The organism is Streptomyces sp. NPDC001373 (genome assembly GCF_042895815.1).
In the GTDB taxonomy this organism is placed as follows: domain Bacteria; phylum Actinomycetota; class Actinomycetes; order Streptomycetales; family Streptomycetaceae; genus Streptomyces.
In genome coordinates, this window is record NZ_JBIAWQ010000003.1 from 160,404 (window position 1) to 173,030 (window position 12,627).

Here is a 12,627-nt window from a genome sequence, read left to right on the forward strand (position 1 = left end):
GGCGGCAGGAACTCCGGAACATGCCAGGGTCACGTACGCGCCATTCGCACCCCGGGGACGCCTTCCGGCAGCCGGGGCCGGGTTTGGCCGCACGGGTACCCACCGTGGACTGCCGCTATACGCTGCGTGATCATCGTCACAGGTTCTCCAGAAGCTCTTCACGGGGCGCACACTTCCGGCCTTTGTGCGCCCCCACGCCGCTCCAGGGGGCAGACGGCGCGCGAGGCGCCGCCCTAGCCTCCCGGGCCATGCGATCACCTCTGAAGGGCCGCCTCGGCCTCGCCGCGATCCTCGCCCTCGTCCTGGCCCTGTTCGGCCTCGCTCCCGCGGCCCAGGCCGACCCCGCCCCGGCCGCTCTGACGTTCACCACGAACGCCGCGACCGTCACCCCCGGCGGGACGGTCAACCTCTCGATGACGCTCACCAACAACAAGACCTACGACGTCTGGTTCGTCTACCAGGCCATCTCCCCGACCTGGCTCACCACCCAGCGCGCCGACCTCAAGTACAGCTTCACCGGCTGTAGCGTGGCCACCCCGACCGGCGCCGCCGCCTGCTCCGGCGTCGGCCCGTCCGACCTCGGCACCAACTACGGCGCGACCATACCTCCCGGCCAGAGCCGCACGGTGACGCTGACCCTCCAGGTGGCCGCCGACTCCGGCTGCAACGGCAACATCGGCTTCTACTCGTACTACTACGCCGAGTTCAGCGACAGCACGAACACCAGTGGCGGCCCGGTCTACACGCCCGAGACGCGCGTCCTCTGCGCCTGACGGCCCGCGTTCCGGTCGGGGTGGCCTGAAATCGCCCACCGGCCTCCCGACTGTTGGTCTGGACCACCAGGGCGGGGTGCTGCCGGACCGAGACGGTCCGGCAGCACCCCGCCCCGCTCCGGACCGGCGCCCTTGGGTGGCGAATCGTTTCGCCCGCCGGGTGCCGGAAGGGGCGTGAATGGGCAGGGGCGGGCAACTCGACTCGCTGTGGGGACAGTTGGTCGCCTGCGTTTTTCCGTCGGTTTTCGCAACACCCCCACGAAAGCTACACACAGGCACCACCATGTGACGCGACGGATGCGTCGACGACTGGTTTCTGAGGGGGAGGCCGGCGTCGCGCAAGGGGGTGTCCGCCGCTTCGTGCGCGCCGCGCTCACCCCTGCCCGGGGAGGGGACTTTCACCGCATGAAGCGAACCATACGTACCGCCGTCTTATCGGTGGGCGCGCTCATCGCAGCCGCCGGACTGCCGGCCGGCACGGCCCACGCCGACGCGACCACGCCCCGCGTGGACCTGCGGGTGCTGGTCGTGGCCGACGGGGGCCCGGCCGTCCAGGCCATCACAGCGGAGCTGGACTCGGCGGGGACGCCGTACACGCAGGTCGACCTGACGCGGTCCGACCGGCCCACGATCGACGCGGCCTTCCTCGCCGACACCGTCGGAGGCCGGCCCCGCGCGAAGTACCAGGCCGTCGTCCTGCCCAACGACAACCCGTTCGCCGCGGGTTCGGCCGAGACGGCCGCACTCACCGCCTACGAGCAGACCTACGGCATACCCCAGGTCGACGCCTACACCTACGCGCGCCCCCAGGTCGGCCTCCAGTACTTCGTCTCCGGCGGCTACGCGGGCAGCGTCGACGGCGCCCAGGCGGCCGTCACCGCCGCCGGCCGCTCCGGCCCCTTCGGCTATCTCGAGGGCCCCGTCCCGTTCGAGGACAACTCGCCCACGGTCGGTGAGAGCTACGCCTACCTGGCCCAGCCCGCCCCCGGCGCGGACTTCACCACCTTCGTCGACGCGCCCATCCCCGGCACCGCCCGGCGCGGTTCGCTCGTCGGCGAGTACCGCCACGACGGCCGGCGCGAACTCGTCGTCACCTTCGTGTACAACCGCTACCAGCAGCAGTTCCGGCTGCTGGCCCGCGGCATCGTCGAGTGGATGACCGGCGGGGTCCACCTGGGTGCCTCCCGCCACTACTTCTCCGTCCACGTGGACGACGTCTTCGCCGCCGACGACCGCTGGGACACGCAGCTCAACTGCACCCCGGGCGACGTCGACTGCGCCGGGGGCGGGGGAACCCCCAACCCCATCCGCATGACCGCCGACGACGCCGAGTACGCCAAGAACTGGCAGGCGGGCCGCAACTTCACCCTCGACATGGTCTACAACGGCGCCGGCAGCCTCGACCAGCGCGAGGACAACAACGGCGTCGACCTGCTCGCCGACAGGCTCCAGGCCGACCGCGACCGGTACCGCTGGATCAACCACACCTACACGCACGCCTTCCTGGGCTGCGAACAGGACGTCAGCGTGGTGCCCTGGCGGTGCGCCGCCAACCCCGACGGCAGCACCAGGTGGGTCAGCCGCAGCACCATCGACAACGAGATCGTCCTCAACCGGCTCTGGGGCCAGAGCTTCGGCCTGCCCCTGCAGAACGACGAGCTGGTCACCGGCGAGCACTCGGGCATGGCCGTCCTGCCCCAGCAGCCGCAGGACAACCCGAACCTGGCCGCCTCCCTCACCGGCAACGGCGTCAAGTGGGTCGCCTCGGACAACTCCCGCGATCCCGAGCAGCGCCAGGTCGGCTCGGCCGCCACCGTCGCCCGCTACCCGATGAACGTCTACTACAACGTCGGGAAGGCCACCGAGGCGGTCGACGAGTACAACTGGATCTACACCTCCCGCGCCCAGGGCGGCAGCGGCATCTGCGAGGACCACTCGGACACCACGACCTGCCTGCCCGCACCCCTGGACACGGCCACGGGGTACGCCCAGAAGATCGTGCCGGCGGAGACCCGCACCGCCCTGGGACACGTCCTCGGGAACGACCCGAAGCCGCACTTCATCCACCAGTCGAACCTGGCGGAGGAGCGCCTCGCCTACCCGGTGCTGAACGGGGTCATCGACGGCTACGACGCGCTGTTCGACGCCAACACCCCGCTGGTGAACGAGCGGATGAAGGACATCGGCGCCGAACTCGAGCGCCGCGGCGCCTGGAAGAGCGCCCTCCAGGCCGGACAGGTCACCGCCTACCGCATCGGCAACGCCGTCACCGTCGTGGCGCCGGCCGGACTCGACGTCACCGCCACCCTTCCCACCGGCACCCGGCTGGGCACCGCCGACTTCGGCAGCCCCTACGCGGGACGGGTCTCCGGGTGGACCACCGCGACCGGCAGCGCGCTCGAACTGACCCTGCCGTCCTCGGCGCCCGCCGCGCCCTCCGCCGCGGCCGCGCCCCGGCCGGCGCTCGCCACCGCACCGGCCCCCGGCACCACCGTGCCGCCCGCCGTGCGCGAGGGCGCCGCGGACACCGACCGGCGCTGAACCGGCGTCCCGCCGGGCCGGCCGCCTCCGCGCGGCCCGGCCCGGCCCGACCACCCCCACACACCGGCCGTGGAGCACACCCATGCACGCTCAAGCCGGCGTGCGGCGCCCCGGCGCGCCGCACGTCACCCTGCTCACCGAAGGCACCTATCCGCACAGTCACGGCGGGGTCAGCGTCTGGTGCGACCAACTCGTCCAGGGCATGCCCGACATCGACTTCGACGTCATAGCCGTCACCGGCACCGGCCGGGAATCCCTGGCCTGGGACCTGCCCGGCCACGTCCTGGGCGTCAGGTCCGTGCCCATGTGGGGCGATCCCCCCGAGGGCCGCGCCCCGCGCGGCCGCGGCCGCCGCAGGCTCTCCGGCGCCTACGAGCAGTTCCTCACCGCGCTGCTCGACCCCCGCGCCGAGGACGCGTTCGCCCCCGCCCTCTCCACGATGGCGCGGGCCGCGTCCGACGGCGCCCTGAGCCCCTTCCTCCGCGGGGACCACGCGATCGCGGTGCTCGCGGCGGTCTGGAACCGCCCCGGGCTCACCGTGCGCGAGGCCCGGCCGACCCTGCACGACGCCCTGACCGCCACCTCCCTCCTGGAGCACGCCCTGCGCCCCCTGGCCGCCCCGCCCCCGGAACACGGAGTGGCCCACGCCGTCAGCGGCGGCGTGGCCGTCCTGCCCGGACTGGCCGGGCTGGAACGGCACGGGGTCCCGCTGCTGCTGACGGAGCACGGCGTCTACCTGCGCGAGCGCTACCTCGGCTACCGCACGGCCCCCTACCGCTGGCCGGTCAAGGCCGTCGTCCTCGGCTTCTTCCGGCTGCTCGCGGAGGAGAGCTACCGGCGGGCCTCCCTGGTCACTCCCGGCAACCGGTACAACCGGCTGTGGGAGGAGGAGGGCGGAGCCGACCCACAGGCCATCCGCACCGTCTACAACGGCGTCGACCCCGCCGCCTTCCCGCCCGCCGGGCCCGAACCCGACGTCCCCACCCTCAGCTGGGCCGGCCGAGTCGACCCCATCAAGGACCTGGAGACCCTGATCAGGGCCTTCGCCCTGGTCCGCGCACGCGTCCCCGGGGCCCGGCTGCGCCTGTTCGGCGGGACGCCGCGCGGCGGGGAGGCCTACCGCGAGCGCTGCGAGGCGCTGGCCCGCGACCTCGGACACGCGGACGCGGTCGCCTTCGAAGGCCGGGTGGACGACATCAAGGACGCCTACGCGGCCGGGAACGTCGTGATGCTCTCCAGCATCAGCGAAGGCTTCCCGTTCACCCTCATCGAGGCCATGTCCTGCGGCCGCGCCACCGTGTCCACCGACGTCGGCGGCGTACGGGAGGCGGTCGGCGACGCCGGCCTCGTCGTCCCGCCGCGCGACCCGGAGGCCATGGCCGAGGCGGCCCTGGAACTCCTCGGGGACGCCCCGCGGCGCGCCGCGATGGGAGAGGCGGCCCGGCTGCGGGTCATCGAGCAGTTCACCCTGCGCCAGACCATCGACACCTTCCGCTCCATCTACCTGGAACTGCCCGGCCTCGACCGCACCCCGCCCACCACGGCCGGCCGCACCCGGGTCCCCGCGCGGGCCGTCCCCACGCTGGTCCCCGCCCCGGCGGTCCTCACCCCCGCCGCGGCCCCCGCCCCGGCGGTCCTCACCCCGGTGGCCGTCGCCGCCGGGCGGGCCCGCAGACAGGAGCGGGCCCGCCCGTCCGCACCCGGCCGGATCCCCACGGCCGACGGGCGGCCGGCCCGCGAGACCGGGGCCGACGCCGTCACCGACGCGGGGAGCCTCGCCGGATGAGCGGGCCGATGTCACTCGAACCCGGCGGGTCGCACCAGGACATGCTGGCCCTGCGGCTGGCCGACACGGCCGCGAGACCGCCGCGCCGGGCCTGGGCCGAGACCACCCTCGCCCTCAGACTGCCCGGCCCCGACGAGGCGCAGGTCAGCCGGCTCGCCGCCGAACTCGCCGACCGCGTCGGGCCGGCCGTCCACCCGTACGAGGTGGCCGCCCTGCTGGAGGCCGAGGGCCTGTCCGCCGAAGTGATCCGAGAACGGTACGGACACCCCAACATCTTCTCGCTCGCCGCCGCGCTCTACGAGCGGGTGCCCCGCGTCTTCCCGGAGCCCGCCCGGGCGCCGGACCCCTGGCGCCCGGACACCCTCCGGTGCCTGCTGCGCGGGGTGCTCTTCGCCCTCCCGGGGCTGGCCTACCTGCTCACCGCGCCCCTGTGGAACCCCGGCCGGCACGCCGCCGGGCCCATCGTCGCCGGGATCGTCTCCTGGGCGTGGGGCCAGGCACTCGGACACCGCGCCTACCTGCGGATGGTGGCCGGACGCCGCGAGGCGGGCCGGACCCTGCTGGTCGGGGCGCCGCTCGGGGCGGTCGCCGCTACGGCGGCGGGAGCCGCGGCCGCCGGGGGCACGGCCGTGACCTGGGCGGTGGCCGCGCAGTCGCTCTACCTGGCCGCCGCCGGGATCCTGCTGGTGCTGGGCCGGGAGCGGCTGCTGCTGGCCGCGCTCACCCCGCTGGTCGCGGGGGCCGCCGTCCTGCCCTGGTGGGAGCCGGGCCCCCTGGTGCGCGCCGCGCTCCCGGCGGTGGCGCTCCTCGCGACGCTGGCCGCGGTCGCCCGGGTGCTGCACGGCGCGTACGCCGCCCCGGCGGCCCCGGACGGCGGCTCCCGGCCCCCGCTGCGCCGGTCCCTGCCGTACGGTCTCTTCGGACTGGCGGCGGCGGTACTGGTCCTGCTGGAAGGACGGGCGGAGCCGTACGCGGTGATCGCGCTGACCCTGAGCATGGGCCCGGCCGAATGGCTGCTGTACCGCTTCCGCGGCCTGTCCGTCACCGCGCTCGGCTCGGCCTCCACCCCCGCGGGGTTCCTGCTGAGGTCCGCCGGGGTCCTGGGCCTGTGCCTGGCGGGCTACCTGCTGCTCCTGCTGCCCGCCGCGCTGCTGACCGGCGCCGCCCCGGCCGCGCTGCTGCTGCTCACCGCGACCCTGTGGACCGCCCTGCTGCTCCAGGCCTTCGGGGTCGCCTGGCCGCCGGCGGCCGTCTGCGGGGCGGCGGCGGCCGGCGCGGGAGCCGCCGTCCTCCTGGGACCAGTGGCCGGCCCCGTGGCCCTGACCCTGGCCTGCGGGCCGGCCGCGACGGCCCTGGTCCTCTGCACCCTGTGGATCCTCGGACGCCCGGCCCGCCACGCCTGACCGTCCCGCACACCCATCGCACCACCCGCGACACCCCCGAACGCATCGCCAACCTCTTTGAAAGGTACACCAGTTGACCTCCGCACCGCTCGCCGCCGTCACCGGGGCCGAAGGCTTCATCGGCTCCCACCTCACCGAGGCCCTCGTCGCCCGCGGCTACCGGGTCCGTGCCATGGCCCAGTACAACTCCTTCTCCTCGTACGGATGGCTGGAGACCCTGGCGCCGGACGTCCTCGACGAGGTGGAGATCGTCCTCGGCGACGTCCGCGACCCCGGATCCGTCCGCGGCCTCCTCGAAGGCGCCGAAGCCGCCTACCACCTGGCCGCGCTGATCGCGATCCCGTACTCCTACCGGGCCCCGCACAGCTACGTCGACACCAACGTGACCGGCACCCTCAACGTGCTGGAGGCCGTCCGCGCCCTCGGCACCCCCCGCCTGGTGCACACCTCCACCAGCGAGACGTACGGCACCGCGCAGACCGTGCCGATCACCGAGGACCACCCGATCAACACCCAGTCCCCGTACGCCGCTTCGAAGGCGGGCGGCGACCGGCTGGCCGACAGCTACCACGCCAGCTTCGAGACCCCGGTGGTGACGCTGCGCCCGTTCAACACCTACGGGCCCCGCCAGTCGATGCGCGCGGTGATCCCCACCGTCATCGGCCAGGTGGCGGCCGGGGAACGCGTCATCACCCTGGGCGACCTGCGCCCCACCCGCGACTTCAGCTACGTCAAGGACACCGCGCAGGCCTTCCTCGCCGCCGGCACCGCACCCGCCGACCGGGTGGTGGGCCGCACCTTCAACTCCGGCACCGGGGGCGAGATCTCGGTCGCCGACCTCGTCACCCTGATCGGCAAGGTCATGGACGTCCCGATCGAGGTCCGCGAGGAGAGCGAGCGGCTGCGGCCCCCGGCCTCCGAGGTGATGCGGCTGGTCGCCGACGCGACCCGACTCACCGCCGCCACCGGCTGGCGGCCGCGGCACACCCTGGAGGAAGGCCTCGGGCACACCGTCGAGTTCTTCCGCGACCCGGAGAACCTGGCGCGCTACAAGACCGGCATCTACAACATCTGACCGCCGGGCGCTCCGCCGGCGGTCCCCCCATCCCCACGCCACTCGACCTCCCCCCACCCAACCCTAGGAGGAGACCCATGTACGCAGTGATCCTGGCGGGCGGCAAGGGCGTCCGGCTGCGGCCCTACACCACGGCCCTGCCCAAGCCGCTCGTGCCCATCGGCGACCAGCACGCGATCCTGGAGATCGTGCTGCGCCAGCTGTCGGGGGCCGGGTTCACCCGGTGCACCATAGCCATCGGCCACCTCGGCGAGATCATCCGGGCCTACGTCGGCGACGGCTCCCAGTGGGGCATGAGCGTCGACTACGCCACCGAGGAGAGCCCGCTCGGCACCATGGGCCCCCTGCTCAACCTGCGCGACCGCCTGCCCGAACACTTCCTCGTGATGAACGGCGACGTGCTCACCGACCTCGACTACGCCGACGTGCTGCGCCGCCACGAGGCGTCGGGCGCGCCGCTGACCATCGCGACGTACCCGCGCAAGGTGCACATCGACTTCGGGGTGCTGACCACCGATGCCAGCCGCGTGGTCGGATTCACCGAGAAGCCCAGCATGGACTACCACGTCTCCATGGGGGTGTACGGTCTGAGCCGCTCCACCCTCGACCACTACACGCCGGGCCTTCCGCTCGGATTCGACGAACTCGTCCTCGACCTGCTGCGCGACGACAACCTCCCGCAGTCCTACGCGTTCGACGGCTACTGGCTCGACATCGGGCGCCCCGACGACTACGACCGGGCCAACGCCGAGTTCACCACCCGCAAGTCCTTGCTGCTCAAGGGAGCCTGAGCACCTCATGCGCATTCTCGTCCTGGGCCGGACCGGCTACCTGGGCGCCCATGTCGCCGACCGCCTGCGCGCCCTCCCGGGCGCGCGGGTGTTCGACGGCGGCCGCGCGCCCGGCGCCGACTTCGGCATCGACCTCGCGGCCGACCACCCCGACCGCCTGGCGGACGTCCTGGCCGCGGCCGCGCCCGACGCCGTGGTCAACTGCGCGGGCGCGACCGGCGGCGACGCCGTGACGCTCGCCGAGACCAACGCCCGCGGCCCCGCCGCCCTGTGCGAGGCACTGCGGATGGCGGCGCCCGCGGCCCGCCTGGTGCACCTGGGCTCGGCGGCGGAGTACGGGCCCGGCGAGCCCGACACCCGCGTCGCCGAGTCGGCCGCCACCCGCCCCGTCACCCCGTACGGGGCGACGAAGCTGGCCGGCACCGTCGCCGTGACCGCCTCCGGGCTGGACGGCGTCGTCCTGCGGGTGGGGAACCCGGTGGGGCCCGGCGCCCCGCCCAGCGGACTGCCGGGGCGGATCGCCGCACTGCTGCGGGAGGCCGGCCCGGACCCGGAGGCGGTGCTGCGGCTGGGCGACCTGTCCGCCCACCGCGACTTCGTGGACGTGCGCGACGTGGCGCGGGCGGTGGCGCTCGCGGTCACCGCCCCCGGACCGCTGCCGCCCGTCCTGAACATCGGCGCCGGCCGGGCCGTCCCCGTGCGCGAGCTGGTGCGGGGCCTGGCCGCGCGGGCGGGCTTCCGGGGGAGGATCGAGGAGGAGGCCGCCGGCTCGGCCCGTTCCGCGCAGGTGTCCTGGCAGTGCTCGGACATCACCGCCGCCGGCGAGACCCTCGGCTGGCGCCCGGTCCACGGCCTCGAAGACTCGCTGGCCGCGCTGTGGGAGGCCGGCGCCCCGGAGGAAGTCCGGACGCCATGAGCCTGCTCGTTCCGCTGTACGTCCACCCCGCCGAGGACCCGGGCGCCTGGCACCGGCTCATCACCGGAGCCGCCGGGACCTACGGGGTGGTGCTCAACCCGGCCGACGGGCCGGGGGAGAGCCCCGACCCGGCGTTCGCCGCAGCCGCCGCCGCCCTGCGGACGGCCGGCGCCCGCCTCCTCGGCTACGTGGACACCGGGTACGGGGCCCGCGGCCAGGTCGAGGTCGTCCACGAGATGTGCCGCTACCAGGAGTGGTACGCGGTCGACGGCTGCTTCCTCGACCGCGCGGCCCCCACGCGGGAGGAGCTGCCCGGCGCCCGCCGGCTGGTCCGCTCGCTGCGCCGGCTCGGCGCCGCCCCCGTGGTCCTGAACCCGGGTGTCCACCCCGAGGCCGGCTACCTGCGCCTCGCGGACCTGACCGTCACCTTCGAAGGGCACTGGTCGACGTACGTCTCCTCCTTCACCCGGCCCGCCTGGACGGCGCGCCACGCCCCCGAGCGCTTGTGCCACCTCGTCTACGGGGTGCCCGAGGCCCTGGTCCCGCTCGCCGTGCGCACCGCGCACGAACGGGGAGCCGCGGTCTCCGGGCCGGTGACGGGCGAACTCCCCAACCCCTGGAAACAGTTGACCCCCGCACTCACCGGGATGGAACGATGAGCCGCACCCTGCCGCACCGCCTGGTCCTGCTGGCCGTGCTGACGGCACTGGTCCTGACGGGCTGCTCCAGCACGGACGACGACGATGACGACGACGCCGCACCGGCCCCGTCCGGCCCCACCGCGAGCCAGGGGCCGGGACCCGCTTCCCCCGGTCCCTCCTCCGCCCCTCCCGCCCCGTCCGGGTCGCCGTCGGGCCCGTCCCCGTCCCCTTCCGGGACGGGCGACCAGGCCGCGGGACGCTGGAAGCCGCAGCCCGGACTGGCCTGGCAGTGGCAGCTCGACGGACGCTCGGACCCCTCGGTCGACGTGCCCGTGTACGACATCGACGGGTTCGAGAACTCGGCGGCCGACGTGGCCCGGCTGCACCGCGACGGCCGGAAGGTGATCTGCTACGTCAACGTCGGGGCCTGGGAGGACTTCCGGCCGGACAAGGACGCCTTCCCCACCACCCTGTTCGGCAAGCCCAACGGCTGGAAGGGCGAGCGCTGGCTGGACGTCCGCCGGATCGACCAACTCCGCCCGATCATGGAACGGCGCTTCGACATGTGCCGGGACAAGGGCTTCGACGCGGTGGAACCCGACCTGGTGGAGGCCTACGGCAACGACACCGGCTTCCCGCTGACGGCGGAGCACCAGCTCGCCTACAACCGCATGATCGCCGAGATCGCGCACGCGCGCGGGCTGTCGGTCGGCCTCAAGAACGACCTGCCGCAGATCCCCCAGCTCGAAGGCGTCTTCGACTTCGCGGTCAACGAGGAGTGCGCCCAGTTCGGCGAGTGCGAGGCGCTGAGCCCCTTCATCAAGGCCGGCAAGGCGGTCTTCCAGGTCGAGTACAAGGGCGCGACCTCGGGCTTCTGTCCCGAGGCCCGCCGCCTGAAGCTCTCCTCGATGCTGAAGAACCCGGAGCTGGACACCTGGCGCAAACCCTGCTGAACCGCGCGGGCGGTGCCCGCGTCAACCGCCGGCCGCGCCGTCATCCCCCGGACCCGCCCGGGCGCGGGCGGGTCCGCGGTGCGCCCGGAATCCAGTGCCGGTGGGGCGTTTCGCGGGGCGCAGGGCGGTGGGTGCGCCGGAGCGGGCGCCCCCATGGGACGAAGGCGCCCCCGATCGGTGCCACCATGCGTCGCGAACAGCGGGTCAAGCGACGAGAGGTTGGAACGTGACGCCTCAGGCGACCGGGAACCCCACCCGGCAGCTCTCCGAAGGGCAGCGGAAGCACACCCCCGGCCCACACGGCACCCCCGAAACCCCCGGTACCCCGGAAACCCCCGGCACCCCCGAACCCCCCGGACCCGCCGGCGCCCCCCACGCCGGCCCCGCGGGAGCGGCGGCCGGCCGCACCGACACCGAACTCCTCATCGCCGCCTCCGTGCTGCTCGCCGACGCCGCCCTGGCCGCCAAGCGGGCCGGGGCCGACCTCACCGGAGCGCTCACCGGCGGCCGCTTCGCCCTCCAGGCCCTGCGCCGGCCCGCCTGGGCCCTCGGCACGGCGCTGTCCTGCGTACGCGCCCTGACCGGCCCGGCCGGCCTCGGCTTCGGGGCCAACGGCGGCGTCGTCGGCGAACTCGCCCGCATCGCCGGCAACGTGACCCGCCGGCGGCCCGCCGCGGTCGCCATGGCGGTGGACGCCTTCGCCCTGCGCATCGAGGCGGCCACCGTCACCCACCCCAACCTGGACTCGCCGCACGCCCGCCGCCTCACCGGCGCCCTCGTCGCCGGCGACCGGCTGGAGGCCGTACGCGCCCTGCACGCCCTGGTGGAACGGCTCGGCGTCACCCGCGCCCTCACCACCGTCAGCCCCGTGATCATGGAACTCCTCGCGCTGACCGGACTGCTGGACGAGAACCCCGTCAACGACGACTTCTCCTGGGTCACCCTCGCGGGCGGCGTCCCCACCACCGACCCGTTCCTCGGCCTGCCCAGCTCCCTCCTCAAGTACCTCAACCCCGGCCCCGGCCGCGCCGAACGCGCCGAACCGGACCCGATCCTCGCCAAGGTCCTCGGCGGCTCCCGCAACGACATCGTCAGCTACATCAACGACATCGGCGCCCTCGGCAACCACGGCCTGGTCCTCCTGCGGCGCGTCGCCTGCGCCGACGGCGCCGAACGGCACGTCCTGCTGCTCCCCGGAACCAGCTTCGCCCTGCTCAGCAACAGCACCCCGCAGGACCTGGTCGGAGCCTTCGACGGCTGCCTGCGCACCGACACCACCTACACCCGGGCCGCGAAGAAGCTCCTGCACCGGGCCGGCGTGCCCGCGGGCTCCGAGCTGATGCTGGTCGGCCACAGCCTCGGCGGCCTGACCGCCATGAACCTGGCCGCCGACGCGGACGTCGCCTCCGAGTACCGGATCACCCACGTTGTCACGCTCGGCTCCCCGATCGACAACAAGCGGCCCGCCGACCACACCACCCGGGTCGTCAGCCTGGTCAACAAGCACGACGTGATCCCGATGCTGGACGGCCGCGGCCCCGCCTCCCCCCACGACATCCCGGACGGCTGGGTCGAGCTGTCCTGGCTCGACGAGTCGTACGACTACCCGCTCTCGCACGCCCCGCAGGCCTACTCGGACAGCCTGCGCGGCGAACTGGCCCACCACCGCGAACGCGTCAACGGGCTGATCCGGCGCTACGACGGCGAGATCACCGCAAACCAGCCGTACATGCTGCGCGACAAGTGAC

10 protein-coding genes are annotated in these 12,627 nt (G+C 74.2%); all 10 read left to right on the plus strand.

Translation table 11 applies throughout. The annotated features are described in order from the left end of the window. Positions 1-248: 248 nt before the first annotated feature. Complete coding sequence (locus ACFY15_RS08935; RefSeq protein ID WP_390825261.1) at positions 249-773, plus strand: hypothetical protein; 525 nt, start codon at positions 249-251, stop codon at positions 771-773. Between the two features lie 405 nt (positions 774-1,178). Further along, positions 1,179-3,314, plus strand: a complete 2,136-nt coding sequence (locus tag ACFY15_RS08940; RefSeq protein ID WP_390687101.1) for a hypothetical protein — start codon at positions 1,179-1,181, stop codon at positions 3,312-3,314. A gap of 82 nt (positions 3,315-3,396) precedes the next feature. Then, a complete protein-coding gene (gene pelF, locus ACFY15_RS08945; protein ID WP_390825262.1) occupies positions 3,397-5,100 on the plus strand; it encodes a GT4 family glycosyltransferase PelF in 1,704 nt (567 codons plus the stop codon). After that, positions 5,097-6,503, plus strand: coding sequence for a hypothetical protein (locus ACFY15_RS08950; RefSeq protein WP_390687103.1), 1,407 nt, complete (start codon positions 5,097-5,099; stop codon positions 6,501-6,503). The genes pelF and ACFY15_RS08950 overlap by 4 nt, the downstream gene beginning before the upstream one ends. A 73-nt stretch (positions 6,504-6,576) precedes the next feature. Beyond that, positions 6,577-7,578 (plus strand): GDP-mannose 4,6-dehydratase, encoded by a 1,002-nt coding sequence (locus ACFY15_RS08955; RefSeq protein WP_390687104.1) that lies wholly within the window; start codon positions 6,577-6,579, stop codon positions 7,576-7,578. Between the two features lie 77 nt (positions 7,579-7,655). Further along, positions 7,656-8,369, plus strand: coding sequence for an NDP-sugar synthase (locus ACFY15_RS08960; RefSeq protein WP_390687105.1), 714 nt, complete (start codon positions 7,656-7,658; stop codon positions 8,367-8,369). 7 nt (positions 8,370-8,376) lie between these two features. After that, positions 8,377-9,285, plus strand: coding sequence for an NAD-dependent epimerase/dehydratase family protein (locus ACFY15_RS08965; RefSeq protein WP_390687106.1), 909 nt, complete (start codon positions 8,377-8,379; stop codon positions 9,283-9,285). Continuing rightward, the gene (locus ACFY15_RS08970; protein ID WP_390825263.1) at positions 9,282-9,944 is read left to right on the plus strand and encodes a spherulation-specific family 4 protein; all 663 of its coding nucleotides are present in this window, start codon (positions 9,282-9,284) and stop codon (positions 9,942-9,944) included. The genes ACFY15_RS08965 and ACFY15_RS08970 overlap by 4 nt, the downstream gene beginning before the upstream one ends. Next, the gene (locus ACFY15_RS08975; protein WP_390825264.1) at positions 9,941-10,879 is read left to right on the plus strand and encodes an endo alpha-1,4 polygalactosaminidase; all 939 of its coding nucleotides are present in this window, start codon (positions 9,941-9,943) and stop codon (positions 10,877-10,879) included. Before ACFY15_RS08970 ends, ACFY15_RS08975 begins: the two co-directional genes overlap by 4 nt. A 226-nt stretch (positions 10,880-11,105) precedes the next feature. Next, positions 11,106-12,626 (plus strand): hypothetical protein, encoded by a 1,521-nt coding sequence (locus ACFY15_RS08980; protein WP_390825265.1) that lies wholly within the window; start codon positions 11,106-11,108, stop codon positions 12,624-12,626. Position 12,627: the final 1 nt, after the last annotated feature.